Source organism: Janibacter anophelis NBRC 107843 (assembly GCF_001570945.1).
Classification (GTDB): domain Bacteria; phylum Actinomycetota; class Actinomycetes; order Actinomycetales; family Dermatophilaceae; genus Janibacter; species Janibacter anophelis.
On the sequence record NZ_BCSQ01000042.1, the window covers coordinates 1 to 19,277 of the forward strand.

Here is a 19,277-nt window from a genome sequence, read left to right on the forward strand (position 1 = left end):
CCCCTCCCGCGCGCATCCGCCCGGGCAAATGCGCACTCTCCCTGCGGTCCTCGGGGTGATCGTGGGCACAGATCGGCCCGGCCGGCCGCGAATCTGTGGTCATGTAGTGGGTCATACTTGACCGGCCGGTAGCGAAGGTGCGCCGGCGGCGAAGGAGAACGACGATGAGTGGCGACGGCCGGACCCGGCGACACGACCTGTGGGACGACGACGAGTTCGAGGGCACGACCGACCCCGTGGGGTCATCCGCCGACCCCGAACCCGCCGCCGACCCCGAGCCGGAGACCACCGCCGCGGCCGCACCGGCCGCCGCAGCCGCCACGACGAAGGGGGACGAGTTCCCCTCGCGTCGCGCCCACCGTCAGCAGGCCAAGGACGACCAGCGCAAGAAGCGGCCCGCCTGGCTCGTCCCGGTCGCCGCCGTCGTGGCCCTCGCGCTGTGCGGCGGCGGTGCCTTCGCCGCCCTCGGCGGCGACGACACCGAGACCGCGTGCGGCGGGGAGGCCATCACCGTGGCCGCCACCCCCGAGATCGCCGTGCCGCTCGAGGAGGCCCTGGACAAGGTCAAGGAGGGTGACGAGTGCGCCGAGTTCGAGGTCAGCTCGACCTCGGCCGCCGACGCCGCCCGCAACATCAACGACGGCCAGGCCCCCGACGTGTGGATCCCGGACAGCTCGACATGGATCGACGCGATCGACCCCGACGCGACGAAGGGCCAGTGGCTCCAGGGCCAGTCCATCGCCACCTCCCCCGTCGTCCTGGCCACCGGCGCCGACCAGCAGGGTGAGGTCGCGCAGGTCCAGTCGTGGGGCAACCTGCTCAACACCGAGGGCGGCCTGCGGATGGCCAACCCCGACACCGACACCGCGAGCCGCCTGGCCTTCCACGCCAGCCGGATCGGGCAGCCCGACCGCATCGGCCTCGAGACCGGCGAGCGCCTGATCTTCATGTCGCGCTTCGCCGCGCCCTCGCTCAACAAGCTGCTCGCCGACTACACGGCCGACCAGAAGAAGACCCAGCCCTTCCCGGCCTCCGAGCAGCAGATCGCCGCGTACAACGAGGACAACCCGGACGTCACCCCCCTTCGCGCCGTGATGCCGAAGAAGGGGACGCTCTCCCTCGACTACCCGTGGATCATGAACCCCGAGCTGAAGGGGGACGCGCTGGCCATCGCGGACCGCGCCCGCACCGAGCTCGGCACCGTCGAGACGCGCGAGGCGCTCACCGAGGCCGGATTCCGCGACTCCAACGGCTCCGGCGGCCCCGAGATCGCCGGGCAGGCACCGGCCGAGCTCACCGAGCTCGACCCCCTCGACCGCAACGAGCGCCTCGACGCCGTCGACCAGTGGGACAAGATGCGCACCGACATGCGCATGCTCGCCGTCATCGACGCCTCCGGGTCGATGAAGTGGGACAGCCCGTCCCCGGGCATGACCCGGTGGGAGGTCACCAAGGGCTCGTTGACCAAGGGCGCGGGCATCCTGCCTGACGGCAGCCAGGTCGGCGCGTGGATCTTCAGCACCGACCAGGCCAAGGGCCGCGACTACCGCGAGCTCTCCCCCGTCACCCGACTCGACGCCAAGGCGGGCTCGGGCACGCACCGCGACCGGCTGCGCAGCCTGGTCAAGAACAGCGACCGGTACCTCGGCGGCGACACCGCCCTCTACGACTCGATCTGGGCCGCCCACCAGAAGATGGTCAAGGAGTACGACCCCGACTACGTCAACTCCATCGTCGTCTTCACCGACGGTGAGAACGACGACCCCAACGGTGGCCTCTCCCTCAACCAGCTGTTGAAGAAGCTCGACGACGCCTACGACGCGAAGAAGCCGGTGCGCATCATCACCATCGGCATGGGCGAGGCCAACCCGACGGCCCTGCAGAAGATCTCGGACGAGACGGGCGGCACGAGCTACATCGCCGAGACGCCCGACGACATCGAGCGCGTCTTCGTCCAGGCCCTGCTGGCCCGCAGCGGGCGCTGACGACCCTTCGAGCCGGTCGCTGCACGACCTCCTCAGGGATCGTCGTGGGACCGCGCTGACGGTCACGACTGGGTCAAACTCGGGCGGCGCTCCTCCCCTCGCCGCCGAGGCGGTGGCACGATGACCCGCACCGGGCACGCATCCAGTGCCCCATCGTGCATCTGGAGGATGACCATGCGCCGTGCCCACGTCGCTCTCTTCGCCTGCCTCGCCCTCGGGACGAGCGCCCTGACCGCGTGCGGTTCCGACTCGCTCGACACCGGCGGAGGCTCCAGCGACTCGCCCACGGAGGCCGCCGAGGTCACCGTCGACGAGGAGGTCGCCGCGCTCGTCCCCGAGGAGATCAAGAGCAAGGGCACGCTGAGCGTGGGCTCCGACGCCTCCTACGCCCCCAACGAGTTCCTCGGTGACGACGGCAAGACCGTCGAGGGCATGGACGTCGACCTCTTCAACGCGGCCGCCGCCAAGATGGGCCTGAAGACCGAGTGGAACAACGCCCCCTTCGACGGGCTCATCCTCGGGGTCGACTCCGCGAAGTACGACGTGGCCGTCAGCTCGTTCACCATCAACGACGAGCGCAAGAAGTCGGTCAACATGATCAGCTACTTCAACGCCGGCACGCAGTGGGTCACGACCAAGGGCAACCCGGACAAGGTCGACCCCAAGGACCCTTGCGGCAAGACGATCGGCGTGCAGAAGGGCACCGTCCAGCTCGACGAGCTCAACGCGCTGAACAAGGAGTGCGACGAGAAGATCAAGCTCGTCGTCGAGCAGGAGCAGTCCAAGGTCACCGCGAGCCTCGTCTCCGGCAAGACCGAGGCCATGGCCGCCGACTCCCCGATCAGCCTCTACGCCGTCAAGCAGCAGAGCGAGGAGCTCGAGGCCCTCGGCGAGACCTACGACTCCGCCCCCTACGGCATCGTCATCCCCAAGGACCAGACGGAGTTCGGCGAGGCCATCGCCGCCGCCTTCAAGAGCATGAAGGAGGACGGCTCCTACGACGCCATCCTCAAGAACTGGGGCAACGAGACCGGCGGCATCGACGACTTCGCCGTCAACCCCTGATGACCTCCGACCAGGCCGCGGCGGTCCCCCCTTCGTCCGACGAAGGGGGGACCGCCCCCGGTCTCGACACCGGCCCGATCGACGCCGTCCCCGTGCGCCACCCGGGACGGTGGGTCGCGCTGGCGGTCATCGCGGTGATCTTCGCGATGATCATCTCCAGCTTCGTCACCAACCCGCGGTGGGACTGGCCCTTCGCCTTCCAGGTGATAAACTACAGCCCCGTCCTCGAGGGTCTGCTCAAGGGCACGATCATCGCGACGATCGGCTCGATGATCATCGGCGTGAGCCTCGGTGTCGTCATCGGTGTCATGCGGCTGTCGGACAACCCGGTCCTGAAGTTCGTCGGGTTCCTCTACACGTGGTTCTTCCGCGGGATCCCGCGGCTGGTGCTCGTCGTGCTCTTCGGCACCGGCATCGGCTACCTGTACCCGAAGTTCGACATCGGGCCCTTCCCCTTCAGCCAGCAGCTCGCCGGCTGGCTCGGCCTGAGCAGCGACCTGACGCTGTTCACCTTCGACGTCAACCAGATCAGCAGCACACTCATCTGGGGCATCATCGCCATGGGCCTGTCGGAGGCCGCGTACATGGCCGAGATCGCCCGCGCCGGCATCATGTCGGTCGACGAGGGCCAGCGCGAGGCCGCGGCGGCCCTGGGCATGAAGCCGAGCCTGTCGATGCGCCGGGTCATCCTGCCGCAGGCGATGCGCGTCATCATCCCGCCGACCGGCAACGAGACGATCGCGATGCTCAAGGACACCTCGCTGCTCATGGCGCTGCCGCTGAGCACCGAGCTGTTCTTCCAGGCGCAGGCCATCGGCAACCGGACGCTGAAGATCATGCCCACCCTCATGGCCGCGTGCCTCTGGTACCTCGTCATCACGTCGGTGCTCATGGTCGGGCAGTACTTCCTCGAGCGGCACTTCGGACGCGGCTACGGCAACACGTCCACGCAGACCAAGGCGGACACGACCAGGACCCGTCTCATGGGCCTGACGATCGGAGGCGGCAAGTGAGCCAGCCACTCGTGCACGCGGCGCAGGTGCGCAAGTCCTACGGCAGCAACGAGGTGCTCAAGGGCATCGACATCGACGTCGAGGCCGGTGAGGTCGTCTGCCTGCTCGGCCCCTCCGGCTCGGGCAAGACGACCTTCTTGCGGTGCATCAACCAGCTCGAGGACATCCAGGCCGGGCGGATCTGGGTCGACGGCGACCTCATGGGCTACCGGCAGAAGGGGGCGCGTCTCCACCGCCTCAAGGACAAGGAGATCGCCGCCCAGCGCCGCGAGATCGGCATGGTCTTCCAGCGGTTCAACCTCTTCCCGCACATGACGGCGATCGACAACGTCATGGAGGCGCCGGTCAAGGTGCAGGGGCGGCCGCGGGCCGAGGTGCGTACCCAGGCGCAGGAGCTGCTCGACACGGTCGGGCTCGCCGACAAGGCGCACGCCTACCCCAACCAGCTCTCGGGCGGGCAGCAGCAGCGCGTGGCGATCGCCCGGGCACTGGCGATGCAGCCGAAGCTCATGCTCTTCGACGAGCCGACCTCCGCCCTCGACCCCGAGCTCGTCGGCGAGGTCCTCGAGGTCATGCGCGACCTGGCCCAGCAGGGCATGACGATGATCGTCGTGACGCACGAGATGGCCTTCGCCCGTGACGTCGCCGACCGGGTGATCTTCATGGACGGCGGGGTCGTCGTCGAGCAGGGCTCCCCCAAGGACGTCATCAACAACCCGCAGCACGCCCGGACCAAGGACTTCCTCAAGCGGCTGCGGGCCGAGCACGAGCGGGTGGCGGAGGCTGCGGCCGACCTGGTCTAGGTGACGGTCTCCCCCCTTCGTCGTGGGTGCGAGGACGGCGAAGGGGGAGGCGTAAGGTGACGCGGTGCGTCGCCTCCGGGGCCTGCTGGCCGACACCCGCCCCCTCAAGGTGCCGGCGTACCGTCGCCTCTTCACCGCCCAGATCGTCACGGTCATCGGGGCGCAGCTGACCGTCGTCACCGTCCCGGCGCAGATCTACTCGATGACCGGGTCGAGCGCCTACGTCGGACTGACTGGGCTCTTCGGGCTCGTGCCGCTCGTGATCTTCGGGCTCTACGGCGGGTCGCTCGCCGACCACTTCGACCGGCGACGGCTGCTGACCTTCACCACGTGGGGCCTGATCCTCACCTCCGCGGCGTTCTGGGTACAGGCGGCCCTGGGCAACACCAATGTCTGGCTGCTGCTCGGCATCTTCTCCCTGCAGCAGGCCTTCTTCGGCGTCAACCAGCCCACCCGCTCGGCGGTGCTCCCGCGGATCCTGCCGGCCGAGCTGCTGCCGGCGGCCAACACGCTCAACATGACGGTCTTCACCGGTGGGGCGATCGCCGGACCGCTCGTCGGCGGCGCACTGATCCCCGTGCTCGGGTTCTCGTGGCTCTACCTCGTCGACACGATCTTCCTCTTCGCCACCCTCGCAGCGGTCATCTCCCTGCCCCCGCTGCCGGTCGAGGTGGTCGCCGGGTCCTCCCCCGGCATCCGCTCCGTCATCGACGGCTTCGTCTACCTCGGGACGCAGCCGGTGCTGCTCATGTCCTTCGTCGTCGACCTCATCGCGATGGTCTTCGGCATGCCGCGTGCACTCATCCCCGAGATGGCGCACGTGGACTTCGGCGGCCCCGACGAAGGGGGTCTGGCGTTCGCTCTGCTCTTCGCGGCCATGCCCATCGGCGCCTTCCTCGGCGGCGTCATGTCGGGGTGGGTGTCGCGGGTCGAACGCCAGGGGCTGGCGGTCACCGTCGCGATCCTCGTCTGGGGCGCGGCGATCATCGGGTTCGGCGTCGCGGTGGCCCTCGCCGACGGGCTGCTCGTGCCGTGGCTGGCGATCGCGTGCGTGTTCTTCGCGATCGGCGGTGCGGCCGACACGGCATCCGCGGCCTTCCGCTCGACGATGCTGCAGACCGCGGCGACCGACGCGATGCGGGGTCGGCTGCAGGGGGTCTTCATCGTCGTCGTCGCCGGCGGGCCGCGTGTCGCGGACGTGCTGCACGGGCTCGTCGCCGGGCAGGTCGGCACGGCCGCCGCGACCATCGGCGGTGGCGTGCTCGTCATCATCGGCACGCTCGTCGCGACGGCGTGGGTGCCGGCGCTGGTGCGGTACCGGGTGCCGCGGGCGGGCTGACCATTCGCTGACCTCCTCTTCATACACGGATCACGAAGGGGGACAGCGGGGTTCACGTCAACGCCCCGCTGTGGTTCACGTCACCGCGGGAGGGTGCACCCATGACCCTCTCTCGTCGCCACGTCATCGCCGGCGGACTCGCCGCCGGCACCATCGCCTCGACCTCCGCGGTTGCGTCCGCCTCCCCCGCCACCTCCCTGCTCATCGCCACGGGACCGCTGCGGGTCTCCCCCTTCGCCCTCGGTGTCGCCTCCGGTGACCCCACCCCCACCGGGGTCGTCCTGTGGACCCGACTGGCCATCGAGCCGCTCGCCGATGACGGCCGCGGCGGCATGGACGCCCGCGACCGGCAGGTGCAGTGGCAGATCGCCGACAACCCGCAGATGCACCGACCCGTCGACCGCGGCACCGTGACCGCCCGCGCCGCCGACGCCCACTCCGTCCACGTCGAGGTCGACGGGCTGCGCCCCGGCCGCGAGTACTGGTACCGCTTCCGCATCGACGGGCACCTCAGCCCGATCGGCCGCACCCGCACCTCCCCCGCGCCGCACGAGATGCCGTCCGCGCTCGCGATGTCCTTCGCGAGCTGCTCCAACTGGGAGGCTGGGTTCTTCACCGCCTACCGCTACCTCGCCGACGACCAGCCCGACCTGGTGCTGCACCTCGGCGACTACCAGTACGAGGGCAAGGGCAAGGCGGCGGCGGTGCGCACCCACGCCGGGGACGAGACGGTCACCCTCGCGGGCTACCGCCTGCGGCACTCGCAGTACAAGACCGACCCCGACCTGCAGCTCGCCCACGCGATCGCGCCGTGGCTCGTCGTGTGGGACGACCACGAGGTCGACAACAACTGGGCCGCGGGCGTCCCGCAGGACCTCAAGGCGCCGGAGTGGAATGACACCCCCGAGCGCTTCCTCGCCCGCCGGGCCAACGCCTTCCGCTCGTACTACGAGAACATGCCGCTGCGCCGCTCCTCGATCCCCAACGGCCCGGACATGCGGATCTTCCGCCGCCTCGGCTGGGGTCGCCTCGCGAACTTCCACATGCTCGACACCCGCCAGTACCGCGACGACCAGGCCTGCGGCGACGGCTGGGACACCAACTGCGGCGAGGCGCTCGACCCGAGCCGCACGATCACCGGCGCAGAGCAGGAGGCGTGGCTGCGCGACGGCTTCGAGCGCAGCCGGGCGCGCTGGGACTTCCTCGGCCAGCAGGTCTTCTTCACCACCCGCGACGGCAAGCAGCCGGTCGAGGAGCTGCACACGAGCAATGACTCGTGGGACGGCTACGCGGGCTCGCGCGACCGGGTGACCCGGGCCTGGCAGGACGCCGGCGTGCGCAACCCCGTCGTGCTCACCGGCGACGTCCACAAGCACTGGGCCGCCGACATCAAGACCGACTACGCAGACCCCGACAGCCAGGTCATCGGCACCGAGCTCGTCACGACGTCGATCACCTCCGGCGGCGACGGCGACGCGGCCTGGTCCGACCCGATCATGGCGTGGAACCCGCACCTGAAGTACTCCGCCAACCAGCGCGGGTACGTGCGCACGACGGTCACGCCCGACGGGCTGCGCGCCGACTTCCGCTCGCTCGACCGGGTGACCACGCGCGGCTCGGCCATCCGCACCGCGGCCAGCTTCGAGGTCGAGGACGGCCAGCGGGGGCTGCAGCGCGTGGGGTGACCCGCGAGGAGGACGAAGGGAGGCCCCGCCGCAGATCACGCGGCGGGGCCTCCCTTCGTCCGTCCGCAGGTCTCGAGGCTCCTCCGTCGCACCTCGACCAACGGGGTGCAGACGGGGTGTAGCATCTACGACGTTACGTAGTACTAGTCGTCGTAGGAGACGCGATGGACGTGCTCGACCTCGCGCGGTGGCAGTTCGCGATCACCACCGTGTATCACTTCTTCTTCGTGCCGATCACGATCGGGCTGTCCGCGATCGTCGCGTGGTACCACTCGCGGTGGGTCCGCACGCGCGACGAGGGCCACCTGCGGATGGCGAAGTTCCTCGGCAAGCTCTTCACGATCAACTTCGCGCTCGGGCTCGTCACGGGCATCGTGCAGGAGTTCCAGTTCGGGATGAACTGGTCGACCTACTCGCGCTTCGTCGGCGACATCTTCGGTGCACCGCTCGCCCTCGAGGCGCTGCTCGCGTTCTTCCTCGAGTCGACCTTCCTCGGCCTGTGGATCTTCGGCTGGGGCCGCATCCCCGAGCGGCTGCACGCGGCGACCATGTGGATCGTGCACATCGGCACGGTGCTGTCGTCGTACTTCATCCTCTCCGCCAACTCCTTCATGCAGCACCCGGTCGGCTACCGGATCAACCCCGAGACCGGGCGCGCCGAGATGGCCGACTTCCTCGCGATCCTCACCAACCCGGTCCAGCTCGTCGCCTTCCCCCACGTCATCACCGCCTGCTACCTCGTCGGTGGCGCCTTCGTCATGGCCGTCGGGTTGCACAAGCTCCGCCTCAACCGGACGAAGGGGGGACCCGACGCCGACCGCAGGATGTACCGTCACGCGGCCCGCCTGGGTGCCGTCGTCGTCCTCGTCTCCGGGATGGGCGTGGCGATCAGCGGTGACCTGCAGGGCAAGGTGATGACCGAGGTCCAGCCGATGAAGATGGCGGCCGCAGAAGCCCTGTACGACACCCCGCCAGCCGGCGAGTGCGCCCCCTTCTCCGTCCTGACGGTCGCCGGGCTCGGTGGCGAGGACCCCACGCACGTCATCGAGATCCCCTGCCTTCTCTCCTTCCTCGGCACGGGCACCTGGGACGGGCAGGTGCGCGGCATCGCCGACCTCGAGGCCGAGTACCGGGCGAGCTTCGCCGACGACGAGCTGACGCAGGCACCGACCTACGTCCCGCCGATCGCGATGACGTACTGGAACTTCCGCCTGATGATGGCCACCGGCTTCTTCGCGATGGCCGTGGGCGCGTGGGTGCTGTGGGCGACGCGCAAGGACCGAGTGCCGATGCAGCGCTGGGTGCAGGCGCTCATCGTGCTCACCCCGATCGCGACGGTCCTCGGGCACAGCTTCGGCTGGATCTTCACCGAGGTCGGCCGACAGCCGTGGGTCGTCTTCGGCGAGATGGCGACGCACACCGCGGTCTCGCCCAGCGTCGGCGCGAGCGACGTGTGGACGTCGATGATCGTCTTCACCCTGCTCTACGGAGGCCTGGCCGTCGTCGAGGTCCGCCTCCTGCTCGACTACATCCGCCGCGGCGCCGAACCCTTCGAGGCCCCGCGCCTTGTCGAGGACGACCAGCCGCTCGAGTTCGCCTACTGACCGGGGAGCACTGACATGGATCTCATCACCGTCTGGTTCGTCCTGCTGGCGATCCTGTGGACCGGCTACCTCGTGCTCGAGGGCTTCGACTTCGGGGTCGGCATGCTGTTGCCGGTGCTGGATCGGGGGCGTGGTCTCGATCGAGGGCGTGGTCTCGAGGCTCCTTCGTCGCACCTCGACCAGCGTGGGGAGCGTGAGGCCAACGACCGGCGCCGCACGATGCTCACGACGATCGGGCCGCACTGGGACGGCAACGAGGTGTGGCTGCTCACCGCGGGCGGCGCGACTTTCGCGGCCTTCCCCCACTGGTACGCGACGATGTTCTCCGGGATGTACCTGGCGCTGCTCCTCCTGCTCGTCACGCTCATCCTGCGCAACATGGGGCTGGAGTACCGGCACAAGCGCACCGACCGCGAGTGGGTGCGCCGCTGGGACCTGGCGATCGTCGGCGGCTCCTTCCTCGCCCCCTTCCTCGTCGGTGTGGCCCTCACCAACCTCGTCGCCGGTCTGCCGATGACCGAGCACACGATGGGCAGCACGCGCTACACCGAGTTCGACGGGTCACTCCTCAGCCTGCTCACCCCGACCGCTCTGCTCGGCGGAGTGACCGTCACCGTGCTGTGCCTCGCGCACGGGGCGCACTTCCTCGCGCTCAAGACCACCGGCGACATCCGAGAGCAGGCTCGCGCCGTCGCGACCAAGGCCGGCCTGGCCTCCGCCGTCCTCGCCGTCGTCCTGCTCGCCACGCTCGGGGCCCAGCGCGGCACCGCCGCCTCGTGGGTGGTCTCGGGCATCGCCGCCGTCGCGCTGCTCGCTGCGATCGCCGCCAATGCGAAGGGAGCGGAGGGCTGGGCCTTCACCGGCACCTCCGCGACGATCGCCCTGACGGTCGTCGCGTACTTCCTCATGCTCTTCCCCAACGCGATCAACGGTCGCGGCGACAGCCCCGACCTCACGCTCGCGGCGGCGGCCAGCTCCCCGCTGACGCTGCAGATCATGACCTGGGCCGCCGTGGTCTTCACGCCGATCATGCTCGGCTACACGGCGTGGACGTACTGGGTCTTCCGCCGGCGGCTGTCGGTCGACGACCTGCCGCAGCCGGTGGGGGCGCACTGACGATGAAGCCCTTCGACCCGCGCATCCTGCAGGTGGTCCCGGCCACCCGCAGGCCGGTGGCCGCGCTCGCGGGCATCGGTGTGGCACAAGGCATCGCGACGATCGGCAGCGCCTTCGCGCTCGCCGCACTCGTCGTCGCCGTCGTGCGCGGGCACGACCTCGTGGCGCCGCTGGTGTGGACGGGCGCGCTGTTCTCCCTTCGTGCGGTGCTCGCTGCTGCCTCCGAGACCGTCGCCGCCCGCGCCGGGGCCGTCGTCGCGACGGAGCTGCGCGAGCAGCTGCTGGCGGCGTGGTCGCGTCGCGCCGCTGACGAAAGGGCCTCTCGCGCAACCGCGCACTTCGAGGCTCCTCCGTCGCACCTCAGCACACCGCTCACCCTCGCCACCCAGGGCACGAGCGCGGTCGAGCCCTACGTCGCCCGCTACCTGCCGGCCCTCGTCACGGCCGCCGTCGTGCCGGTGCTGGCCATCGGCTGCCTCGTCCTCGTCGACTGGCCGAGTGCGCTCGTCGTCGTGCTGACGGTGCCGCTGCTCCCGCTCTTCGCCGCGCTCATCGGGGCGACGACCCAGGAGGACACGGAGCGGCGGTGGAGCTCGCTACGGGACCTGTCGGGACACTTCCTCGACGTCATGCGCGGGCTGCCGACCCTCGTTGCATACGGCCGGGCCGAGCGCCAGGTCGAGGTCATCGGCGAGGTCAGCCAACGTCACCGCCGGGCGACGATGCGCACGCTGCGGCTGGCCTTCATGTCCGCAGCGGCGCTGGAGCTGCTCGCGACGATCTCGGTGGCGATCGTCGCGGTCGTCGTCGGCCTGCGTCTGACGACCGGCTCGACCGAGCTGCTCGTCGGTCTCACCGCGATCCTGCTCGCACCCGAGGCCTACTGGCCGATCCGGCGGGTGGGCACGGAGTTCCACTCCGCCGCCGACGGCGCCGCCGCCCTCGACGAGATCCTCGCCGAACTGGGCGCAGACGCGGACCAGACCGCGCATCTCCCCGGGGAAATGCGCGCGAAGGGGGACCAGACCGCGCATCTCCCCTGGCAAATGCGCGCGAAGGGGGACCAGACCGCGCATCTCCCCGGGGAAATGCGCGCGGACGGCGTCGTCCTCGTCCGCGCGGTGGACTACACCTACCCGGGGACCGAGCGGACCGTCCTCGAGGGCGTCGACCTGACCGCGGGGCCCGGCCTCACCGTGGTCACCGGGCCGTCCGGCTGCGGCAAGAGCACCCTGCTCGAAGTCATCGCGGGCATCCGCCGTCCGGACCGGGGCGAGGTCAGCGCGCCCGAGGTGCACCTGGTGACGCAGCGGCCCTTCCTCGGCGCGGGCACTCTGCGGGCCAACCTGACGATCGGCGGCCCGGTCGAGAGCACCGACGTGTGGCAGGCGCTGCGTCAGGTCGGTCTCGACGGGGTCGTCGCCGCCCTCCCCAGCGGCCTCGAGACCCCGATCGGCGACGACGGCTTCGGACTGTCGGCCGGGCAGCGCGCCCGGCTCGTCCTCGCCCGGGCGCTGCTCTCCCCTTCGCCCGTCGTGCTCCTCGACGAGCCCACGGCGCACGTCGACGCCGACTCCGCGGAGGCGATCGGCGAGGTCATCGCCGACCTCACGCGCAGCCGCACGGTCATCGCGGTCACCCATCAGCCCGACCTCGTGGCCCGGGCCGACCAACACGTGCACCTCGGCCAGCCGGCGGTGGTCCGATGAGACACCTCCGCCTCGACCGCGGCCTCATCGTCGCCGGACTCCTCGGCGGCGTCGCCACCGCCTCCGGCATCGCGCTGACGACGACCTCCGGGTGGCTCATCGTGCGGGCCGACCAGCGTCCGCAGATCATGCTGCTGCTGACGACGATCGTCGCGGTGCGCACCTTCGGGCTGGCGCGCCCGGTCTTCCGCTACTGGGAGCGACTGCGCAGCCACGACGCCGCCCTGGGCGACCTCGCCGAGCGACGCACGCGCACCTACGCCGCCCTCATCCCCCTCACTCCCGCCCGACTCGGGGCACGCGGCCGGGCCGACGTGCTCACCGGTGTCGTCGACGACCTCACCGACGTCGTCGAGGCGTCGGTGCGCGTCACCGTGCCCGCGATCTCCGCCTTGCTCGCCGGCACCCTCGCCGCCGCCCTCACCGCACTCGTGGAACCAGGCGTCGGCCTCGTCGTCGCCGCGATGCTCCTGGCCGTCGCCGGGGTCGCGGTCGTCGCCGACCGCCTCGAGTCCCGCTCACAGACAACGGTGCTCGCAGCGCGCGCCGAGGTCGCCCGGGTCGCCCAGCTGACCGCCGACCACACCGACGAGCTGCGCTCCATCGGCGGCTCCGAGACCGCAGCCGGGTGGTTGCGCACCGCGCACACAGCCCTCCGGGAGGCCATCGCCCGGCAGTCACACGGCCGATCCCTCTCTGCCGCAGCGGTGCTCGTCATCACCGGAGCGGGAGCACTCGCTGCCGCCACGCTGGCGGCCTCGTCCGACGCGAGCACCCCGGTGCGCGCCCTGCTCGTCCTCGCCCCCGTCGCGACGGGCGAAGCCCTCGGCGTGCTCACCGACGCCACCCGCGCACTCGCCCGGGCCCGCGCCTGCCGTCAGCGCCTCGACAACCTGCTCGACCAGGAGCCCGCCGTGGCGACCCGAGGTCGAGGCGACGGTCTCCCCCCTTCGCCCACCGGAGCGCCGCGGCTGGAGCTCCGCGGAGTCACCGCGAGCTGGGTGCCCGGGCGCACCGACGTCGGGCCGCTGGACCTGACCATCGAGCCGGGCGAGCACGTCGCGCTCACCGGGCCCAACGGCAGCGGCAAGTCGACCACCCTCGCGGTCCTCGCGCGCCACCTCGACCCGACCTCCGGCAGCTACACCGTCGACGGTGCCGACGTCACCGACCTCGACCTCGCGGCGGTGCGCGAACTCTTCGCCATCGTCGACGACGAACCCCACGTGCTCGCCGGCAGCCTGCGCGCCAACCTGACCCTCGCCGCCCCCGACGCCGACGACGAGGCGCTGCGCGACTCCCTTCGTCAGGCCGGTCTGGACGCATGGCTCACCGGCCTGCCCGACGGGCTCGACACCCGCATCGGCACCAGCGGCCGCGGCATCTCGGGCGGCGAGCGCACCCGCCTGTCGATCGCGCGGGCCATCGCCAGCGGGCGGCCCGTGATCCTCCTCGACGAACCCGTCGCCCACCTCGACCACCCGACCGCCGACGCGGTCATCGCCGACCTGATGCGGCACGCGCGCGGTCGATCGGTGATCATGGTGACCCACCACGGAGTCGGCCTGGAGCGCATGGACCGCGTCGTGACCTTCGAGACGAGAGGAGTGGACCGTGCCCCGCACCGCATCGCTGGGTGACCTCGAGCAGGCCGTCATGGACGTGCTGTGGACCGACGACACCGGCCAAGGCCTGACGGTCCGCGAGGTCTCCGACCGACTCACCGGCCGCGACCTCGCCTACACGACCGTCATGACCGTCCTCTCCCGCCTCGAGACGAAGGGCGTGACCTCCCGCGAGCGCGACGGCCGCGCCTGGCGCTACCGCCCGGCCTCCTCCCGCGAGTCGCTCACCGCGCAGGCGATGCGCAGTCCGCTGCACGACCTGAGCAGCGCCGACCGGCAGGCGGCGATCCTGCACTTCCTCGCGGAGGCGAGCGCCGACGACCTCGAGGCCGTGCGGGCCGCGATGGCCGAGGTCGAGGCGAAGGGGGACCGCCCGCGCCGACGTCGCGGTCGCCCCGCGGGAGACTCCGCAGGGTGATCGCCGCCTTGCTGCTGCTCTGCGCAGCAGCACTGACCGCCGCCCCGCACGTCCTCGTGCGGATCGAGCGGCTGCGCCGCAGCCCGCGGGCGGCGCTCTTCGTCTGGCAGGCCCTGTCGCTCTCGGCGGTCCTGTGCCTGCTCACCGCCGCCCCGGTCGCGTGGCTGCGACCGCGGCCCCTGCCGCCCGTGCCCGAGGCCATCGTCCTCGTCGTCGCGACCCTCGCCTCGCTCGGCGTGCTCGTCCACCTGCTGACCAACGGGCACCACGTCGGCACCCGCATCCGCGCCGCCCGGGCCGAGCACCGGCAGCTCGTCGACCTCGTCGGTCGGCATGAGGGGGCCCACACCCGAGTGCTGCCCTCCGAGCGGGTGTCCGCCTACTGCGTCCCCGGGGCGGGCTCGCGCCTGGTCCTCACCGAGGCCGCCCTGACCGCCCTGCCCGACGACCAGCTGGCCGCCGTCGTCGCCCACGAGGAGGCGCACCTGCGCGAGCGGCACGACCTCGTGCTCGAGTTCTTCGCCGTGCTGCACACCGCGACGCCCCGACTGCTGCGCACCGATGCCGCGCTGCGCGAGGTCGCCCTGCTCGTCGAGGTCCTCGCCGACCGCGCCGCCCGCGAGGAGGTCGGCGAGGTCACGCTCGGCCGCGCGATCGTCTCCCTCTCGGAGGCCGCTGCCGCTGCCGACCTGACCCCCGGCGTCTCCGCGGGGGCGGGCGCTGCAGCCGCTCGGCTCCGGCTGCTCGTCGCCGACGACCCGGCCCCGTGGCAGACGCTCGTGCTCTACCTCATCTGCGCCGCGGCCCTCGTCGTGCCACCCGTGCTCGTGGCCCTCGTCGCTCGCTGATCGGGCGCGGCGCCCCCTTCGCCCGGACGCGCATCTCCCCGGGGAAATGCGCGTTCCGGACCCACCACACCGCGCATCTCCCCGGGGAGATGCGCGGTGGTCACTGCTGGTCGGGACTGCTCGCCGGGCGCCACCGGCTCGGGCCGGTCTCCTGCTGCTGCGGCGGACCCCACGTGCCGCCGATGTCCGGGGGCGGTGGGGGCGTCGCGGACCGGGGCTGGTTCAAGAAGTCCCCGTGCCGACCGGCCCGCTCCGGGGGCGGCTGCGGGATCCCGTCGGACCCACCGTGCCGCTGCGGCGGCGGGGGCACGCCGGCCGGCGACCCGCCGGTCGTCCGCAGCACGAAGTCGCGGATCGCGCCCCGCTGCTCCATCGCCCGCAGCACCTCGACGAGGCGCTGCTGCGCGGCCGGGTCGACCGGGCGGTCGGTCGCCATGAGGTAGGCGACGACGCCGAGGTCGCGGTAGTGCTGGTCGATCTCCCCGAGGTCCTTGCTCGCGGTGGCGGAGTCGAAGGCCTGGTCCGCCCGACCCGCGAGGTTGTCGTACCCCGCTCGCGCCTTGTCGAAGAAGCTCATCCTCGTCCTTCCGGTGCGGTGGCTGTCCCCCGTGCGCGGCGGGGAGTTCTCACCCTAGATGCCCCGCCGCGCCGCCTCTAGAGTTGCGGTGCCGGCGCCCATCAGGGGGACGCCAGACGAGCGAAAGGGCCCCGCACATGCCGATCCACGGTTCCCTCTTCCAAGAGTTCAAGGAAGAGTCGACGTCCGACCAGTTCTCGCTGCAGAACAAGAAGCTGCTGAAGATCCAGATGGGCCACGGGCCGGTCATGGCGCGCTCCGGCTCCATGGTCGCCTACCAGGGCGACGTGCGCTTCGAGAACAAGGGCTCCGGCGGCCTGGGCAAGATGCTCAAGAAGGCGGCGACCGGCGAGGGCGTCAACATGATGACGTGCTCCGGCCAGGGCGAGCTCTTCGTCGCCAACGAGGCGCAGGAGATCCAGGTGATGTACCTGGAGAACGACATGATCTCGGTCAACGGCAACAGCATCCTCGCCTTTTCCTCCTCGATCGACTGGGACATCCACCGCATCCAGGCGCGCGGCGCCGCGATGACCGGCGGTCTGTACAACGTCACCCTGCGCGGCAGCGGCTACGTCGCCATCACGACGAAGGGGGAGCCCGTCGCCCTCGACGTGGCGAGCGCCCCGACCTTCGGCGACGCGCAGGCCGTCGTCATGTGGACCGGCGGCGTGCGCATGGACATCAAGGTCGACACCGGCGGCCTGAAGTCGATGGTCCGCGGCGGCACGGGCGAGACCTTCCAGATGGCCTTCGGCGGCCAGGGCTACGTGCTCGTCCAGCCGGCCGAGTCGGTGACCGACGGGGGCCACCAGTCCTCCGGCGGCGGTGGCGGCGGGCTGAGCGACCTCCTGGGTGGCTGAGGTCGTCCGAGCACCCCGACGTTGGTCGGCGGCCCTCGGCGTGATCGCCGTGGCCGCCGGCCTCGTCGGGTGCGGCGCTCACACACGGGCGTGGTGCGAGACCGGCGAAGGGTACGAGGGCACCTTCGGCCCGCTCCAGAGGTGCGTCCTCGAGGTCGGCTCCATGAATCCGTTCACTGACGACGGCAGCGCCGTGCGCTTCTACCGCGGGGACGCCCCGGACCGCTACGAGGAGCACCCGTGGCCGGTGGACGGTGAGCTCACCGAGGTGCGCTTCGAGGACGACGGGGTGACGGTCGTCGGGGCGCAGGGGTCGACCAAGACCTTCCCCAACTCCGTCTACGACGACGCACGCTGAGCCCGCTTCGCCTCAGGCCACGACCACCGTGGACCCGACGGGCATGAGGTCCTGCTCCCAGATCATGTCCATCGCGGTATTGCTCACCCGCGCGCAGCCGTGCGAGGCGGGGTAGGCGGGGATCGAGCCGGAGCCGTGGACCGCGTAGCCGCCGTAGAAGTACCGCGGGCTGTACAGCGTGCCAAGCGGCGCGACCTCGTTGCCGCGGTGGACGCGACCGACGGTGAAGGTCCCCGTCGGCGTCACCGCGATCGCCGGGCGCCCGTGCGAGATGTACCGCTCACCGGACGCGGTGCTCGTGTTGAGCACGGTCTCGACGGCCCCGTCGCGCACGACGAGCAGGACCTGGCGCTCCAGGTCGATGTGGATGCGGTCGGCGGGCCCGGCGGGCACGGGCGGGAGCGTGCCGGCGGCCAACGCATCGAGCGTCTTGGGGCCGGCGATGCCGTCGCGGGCCAGGCCGGCCGACTTCTGCAGGGCCATCACCGCCTGCGAGGTGAGGTGGCCGTAGGTGCCATCGGGCTCACCGAGCCAGTACCCGGCAGCGGCGAGGTCGCGCTGCAGCTGCTCGACGGCCTCCCCGTCGTCACCCGGGCGAAGGGGGTCACTCGCCGCTCCCGCGGACGTCGCCGTGTCGCTCGGCCCGGTCGTCGTCGAGGGAGTGGGCGAGGTCGTGGTGGGCGAGGTCGTCGCCCGGGACGTGCCCGACGACGTGGTGGACGTGCTCGCGACGACGGGAGCATCCCCCTTCGCCCCCGGTGCCGTGTGGCTCCCGCACCCGGCGAGGGCCACCCCCACGGCCACCGCCACCAGCGCGCGTCGTCCTCGTGACATGTCCTGCTCCTCCCTGCGGCCGCGCCCCCTGCGCGGTCCGTCACAGGATGGACGTGCACCCCGTCGCCACGGTTGTGTCCTCACCCACCCGTCACCCAAAGGTGACCGCGCCGTGACCGCCGCGCCCATCCCGCCGGGGGATCCGGGTGCGGAGCACGACGTGACATGGGTGACAATCGGACGCATGACTGACCTGCCCACCGCCGGCGACTCCGGCTGGAGCGACCCGGACACCCTGGGAGCCATCCCGCCCGTCGTGGCCGTCACCTACTGCGCCAGCTGCGGCCGCTCTGCCAACAAGGGCAACCACGTCCTGTGCCGGGAGCGGTTGCGCGTCGAGCCCCCCGTCCACTGCACGACCTGCCGCCGCGAGCTGACCATCACCCGGTCGGGGTCGCAGTGGTCGGCCACCTGCAAGAAGCACGGCGAGACGAGCGGGACGCTCGAGGACGCCTGACGGTCCACCACCGGGGAGTGCTCCCCGAGACAGCCGCCCACCCAGCACTTAGCCTGAGTCCCACGACACGGGGACAGGGGCACGCATGATCAACGAGGGCACGAGACGGCTCGCGGCCGTGGCGGCTGCGACGATCCTGCTCACCGGGTGCGTCGCCGACCAGCCGGAGCCGGTCGAGGGCGCGGAGCAGCTCGCGCAGAACATCCCGCAGGACCTGGACGACCACCAGGTGGTCGCCTACAACATGACGGAGGACTCCGGCGTGGTGAGCGTCGACGGGGAGACCGACGAGGTCAGCGTCGGCAGCGTGGTCACCGTGGGTGACGTCGACTACGAGGTCGTCCAGATCGTCCCGGACAGCGGCGAGGGCGACGGTCCGGACGGGTGGATCTCGATCCGGGAGCGCTGAGCCTCAGCAGGCGGTGCCCTCGCCGAGCAGGTCGGTGAGGGCCTGGCGCAGGGCGTCGCTCGCGTCCCGACCGATCCGCCCGGCCCACTCCTGCTCGACCTCGGCGAAGAGGCGGTGCACGACGACCTGGGCGCACTCCCCCTTCGTCGTGAGGGCGACGATGCGGGCCCGCTGGTCCTCGTCGTCGCGGCAGACGCTGACATAGCCGTTGCGCTCGAGGTGGGCGATCTGCTGGCTGACCGCCTGCTTGGTCACGCCGCAGCGCTCGACGATGTCGCGGGCCCGGCGCGGGCCGTCGGCGAGGTGCCGCAGGACGTTGGAGGAGTGCGCGAGCGAGAGGCCCTCGATCTCGGACGCGCGCAGCCGCTCCTCGAAGTCGGCGACGAAGCTCGCCTGCGCTCGGGCGAGCAGGCTGACCAGCGGCGGGTGCCCGTCGGCGCCCGCACAGACCGCGACGTCCGCGGGCAGGGGTGTGGTCATGGGTCCATGGTAAGCCATTGGTCAAGGACTTGACATTGTTGAATTCTGGACCGCACCATGGTCAAGCACTTGACCAACCTCCCCCCTGG

19 protein-coding genes are annotated in these 19,277 nt (G+C 71.3%); 16 read left to right on the top strand and 3 right to left on the bottom strand.

Going from position 1 to position 19,277, the window contains the following annotated elements:
• Window positions 1-164: 164 nt before the first annotated feature.
• The 12 genes from JAN01S_RS11550 to JAN01S_RS11605 all read left to right on the top strand — a co-directional run bounded on the left by JAN01S_RS11550 (window position 165) and on the right by JAN01S_RS11605 (window position 15,210).
• Complete coding sequence (locus JAN01S_RS11550; protein WP_068318354.1) at window positions 165-1,985, top strand: substrate-binding and VWA domain-containing protein; 1,821 nt, start codon at window positions 165-167, stop codon at window positions 1,983-1,985.
• A gap of 174 nt (window positions 1,986-2,159) precedes the next feature.
• Window positions 2,160-3,050, top strand: a complete 891-nt coding sequence (locus JAN01S_RS11555) for an ABC transporter substrate-binding protein (protein ID WP_068318433.1) — start codon at window positions 2,160-2,162, stop codon at window positions 3,048-3,050.
• Window positions 3,050-4,063 (top strand): amino acid ABC transporter permease, encoded by a 1,014-nt coding sequence (locus JAN01S_RS11560; protein WP_084360198.1) that lies wholly within the window; start codon window positions 3,050-3,052, stop codon window positions 4,061-4,063. Before JAN01S_RS11555 ends, JAN01S_RS11560 begins: the two co-directional genes overlap by 1 nt.
• A complete protein-coding gene (locus JAN01S_RS11565; protein ID WP_068318357.1) occupies window positions 4,060-4,866 on the top strand; it encodes an amino acid ABC transporter ATP-binding protein in 807 nt (268 codons plus the stop codon). The genes JAN01S_RS11560 and JAN01S_RS11565 overlap by 4 nt, the downstream gene beginning before the upstream one ends.
• A 64-nt stretch (window positions 4,867-4,930) precedes the next feature.
• A complete protein-coding gene (locus tag JAN01S_RS11570; RefSeq protein WP_068318360.1) occupies window positions 4,931-6,205 on the top strand; it encodes an MFS transporter in 1,275 nt (424 codons plus the stop codon).
• Window positions 6,206-6,306: 101 nt separating this feature from the next.
• Window positions 6,307-7,890, top strand: coding sequence for an alkaline phosphatase D family protein (locus JAN01S_RS11575; protein WP_068318363.1), 1,584 nt, complete (start codon window positions 6,307-6,309; stop codon window positions 7,888-7,890).
• A gap of 164 nt (window positions 7,891-8,054) precedes the next feature.
• Entirely contained in the window at window positions 8,055-9,494 is a 1,440-nt protein-coding gene (locus tag JAN01S_RS11580) for a cytochrome ubiquinol oxidase subunit I (protein WP_068318367.1), read from the top strand.
• 15 nt (window positions 9,495-9,509) lie between these two features.
• Window positions 9,510-10,610 carry a cytochrome d ubiquinol oxidase subunit II gene (gene cydB, locus JAN01S_RS11585; protein ID WP_068318370.1) on the top strand — a complete coding sequence of 367 codons (1,101 nt, stop codon included), beginning with the start codon at window positions 9,510-9,512 and terminating at the stop codon, window positions 10,608-10,610.
• A 2-nt stretch (window positions 10,611-10,612) separates the two neighbouring features.
• Window positions 10,613-12,319, top strand: a complete 1,707-nt coding sequence (gene cydD / locus JAN01S_RS11590; RefSeq protein ID WP_068318373.1) for a thiol reductant ABC exporter subunit CydD — start codon at window positions 10,613-10,615, stop codon at window positions 12,317-12,319.
• Window positions 12,316-13,959 (top strand): thiol reductant ABC exporter subunit CydC, encoded by a 1,644-nt coding sequence (gene cydC / locus JAN01S_RS11595; protein WP_068318376.1) that lies wholly within the window; start codon window positions 12,316-12,318, stop codon window positions 13,957-13,959. The genes cydD and cydC overlap by 4 nt, the downstream gene beginning before the upstream one ends.
• Complete coding sequence (locus JAN01S_RS11600; RefSeq protein WP_068318379.1) at window positions 13,934-14,362, top strand: BlaI/MecI/CopY family transcriptional regulator; 429 nt, start codon at window positions 13,934-13,936, stop codon at window positions 14,360-14,362. The genes cydC and JAN01S_RS11600 overlap by 26 nt, the downstream gene beginning before the upstream one ends.
• Window positions 14,359-15,210: a M56 family metallopeptidase gene (locus JAN01S_RS11605; protein ID WP_068318381.1), complete on the top strand. Its 852-nt coding sequence runs from the start codon at window positions 14,359-14,361 to the stop codon at window positions 15,208-15,210. The genes JAN01S_RS11600 and JAN01S_RS11605 overlap by 4 nt, the downstream gene beginning before the upstream one ends.
• Window positions 15,211-15,310: 100 nt before the next feature.
• On the opposite strand, the gene JAN01S_RS11610 is transcribed toward JAN01S_RS11605, so the two are convergent.
• Window positions 15,311-15,787 carry a hypothetical protein gene (locus JAN01S_RS11610; RefSeq protein WP_068318383.1) on the bottom strand — a complete coding sequence of 159 codons (477 nt, stop codon included), beginning with the start codon at window positions 15,785-15,787 and terminating at the stop codon, window positions 15,311-15,313.
• A 137-nt stretch (window positions 15,788-15,924) separates the two neighbouring features.
• Here JAN01S_RS11610 and JAN01S_RS11615 point away from each other — a divergent pair, with 137 nt between their 5' ends.
• Together JAN01S_RS11615 and JAN01S_RS16925 are read left to right on the top strand one after the other, a co-directional pair.
• On the top strand, window positions 15,925-16,650 hold the full coding sequence (locus tag JAN01S_RS11615; protein WP_068318386.1) for an AIM24 family protein: 726 nt from the start codon (window positions 15,925-15,927) through the stop codon (window positions 16,648-16,650).
• A gap of 163 nt (window positions 16,651-16,813) precedes the next feature.
• Window positions 16,814-17,008, top strand: coding sequence for a hypothetical protein (locus tag JAN01S_RS16925; RefSeq protein WP_157075714.1), 195 nt, complete (start codon window positions 16,814-16,816; stop codon window positions 17,006-17,008).
• 12 nt (window positions 17,009-17,020) lie between these two features.
• Here the strand turns inward: JAN01S_RS16925 and JAN01S_RS11625 are convergent, their stop codons facing one another.
• Window positions 17,021-17,842, bottom strand: coding sequence for a L,D-transpeptidase family protein (locus JAN01S_RS11625; protein ID WP_084360199.1), 822 nt, complete (start codon window positions 17,840-17,842; stop codon window positions 17,021-17,023).
• A 184-nt stretch (window positions 17,843-18,026) separates the two neighbouring features.
• Between JAN01S_RS11625 and bsaP the strand changes: the two genes are divergently transcribed.
• Together bsaP and JAN01S_RS11635 are read left to right on the top strand one after the other, a co-directional pair.
• Entirely contained in the window at window positions 18,027-18,299 is a 273-nt protein-coding gene (gene bsaP / locus JAN01S_RS11630) for a biotin synthase auxiliary protein BsaP (RefSeq protein WP_068318393.1), read from the top strand.
• A gap of 85 nt (window positions 18,300-18,384) precedes the next feature.
• Complete coding sequence (locus JAN01S_RS11635) at window positions 18,385-18,708, top strand: META domain-containing protein (protein ID WP_068318396.1); 324 nt, start codon at window positions 18,385-18,387, stop codon at window positions 18,706-18,708.
• A gap of 3 nt (window positions 18,709-18,711) precedes the next feature.
• Here JAN01S_RS11635 and JAN01S_RS11640 read toward each other — a convergent pair whose 3' ends face one another.
• Window positions 18,712-19,188 carry a MarR family winged helix-turn-helix transcriptional regulator gene (locus JAN01S_RS11640; protein ID WP_068318398.1) on the bottom strand — a complete coding sequence of 159 codons (477 nt, stop codon included), beginning with the start codon at window positions 19,186-19,188 and terminating at the stop codon, window positions 18,712-18,714.
• Window positions 19,189-19,277: the final 89 nt, after the last annotated feature.

Excerpts from the sequence above, each read along its gene's own strand:
- JAN01S_RS11580 (WP_068318367.1), top strand. The coding sequence starts at position 8,055 with ATGGACGTGCTCGACCTCGCGCGGTGGCAGTTCGCGATCACCACCGTG.
- bsaP (WP_068318393.1), top strand. The coding sequence starts at position 18,027 with ATGACTGACCTGCCCACCGCCGGCGACTCCGGCTGGAGCGACCCGGAC.
- JAN01S_RS11610 (WP_068318383.1), bottom strand. The coding sequence starts at position 15,787 with ATGAGCTTCTTCGACAAGGCGCGAGCGGGGTACGACAACCTCGCGGGT.
- JAN01S_RS16925 (WP_157075714.1), top strand. The coding sequence starts at position 16,814 with ATGAATCCGTTCACTGACGACGGCAGCGCCGTGCGCTTCTACCGCGGG.
- JAN01S_RS11550 (WP_068318354.1), top strand. The coding sequence starts at position 165 with ATGAGTGGCGACGGCCGGACCCGGCGACACGACCTGTGGGACGACGAC.
- JAN01S_RS11575 (WP_068318363.1), top strand. The coding sequence starts at position 6,307 with ATGACCCTCTCTCGTCGCCACGTCATCGCCGGCGGACTCGCCGCCGGC.
- JAN01S_RS11615 (WP_068318386.1), top strand. The coding sequence starts at position 15,925 with ATGCCGATCCACGGTTCCCTCTTCCAAGAGTTCAAGGAAGAGTCGACG.
- JAN01S_RS11625 (WP_084360199.1), bottom strand. The coding sequence starts at position 17,842 with ATGTCACGAGGACGACGCGCGCTGGTGGCGGTGGCCGTGGGGGTGGCC.
- cydB (WP_068318370.1), top strand. The coding sequence starts at position 9,510 with ATGGATCTCATCACCGTCTGGTTCGTCCTGCTGGCGATCCTGTGGACC.
- JAN01S_RS11555 (WP_068318433.1), top strand. The coding sequence starts at position 2,160 with ATGCGCCGTGCCCACGTCGCTCTCTTCGCCTGCCTCGCCCTCGGGACG.
- cydD (WP_068318373.1), top strand. The coding sequence starts at position 10,613 with ATGAAGCCCTTCGACCCGCGCATCCTGCAGGTGGTCCCGGCCACCCGC.
- JAN01S_RS11635 (WP_068318396.1), top strand. The coding sequence starts at position 18,385 with ATGATCAACGAGGGCACGAGACGGCTCGCGGCCGTGGCGGCTGCGACG.
- JAN01S_RS11640 (WP_068318398.1), bottom strand. The coding sequence starts at position 19,188 with ATGACCACACCCCTGCCCGCGGACGTCGCGGTCTGTGCGGGCGCCGAC.
- cydC (WP_068318376.1), top strand. The coding sequence starts at position 12,316 with ATGAGACACCTCCGCCTCGACCGCGGCCTCATCGTCGCCGGACTCCTC.
- JAN01S_RS11560 (WP_084360198.1), top strand. The coding sequence starts at position 3,050 with ATGACCTCCGACCAGGCCGCGGCGGTCCCCCCTTCGTCCGACGAAGGG.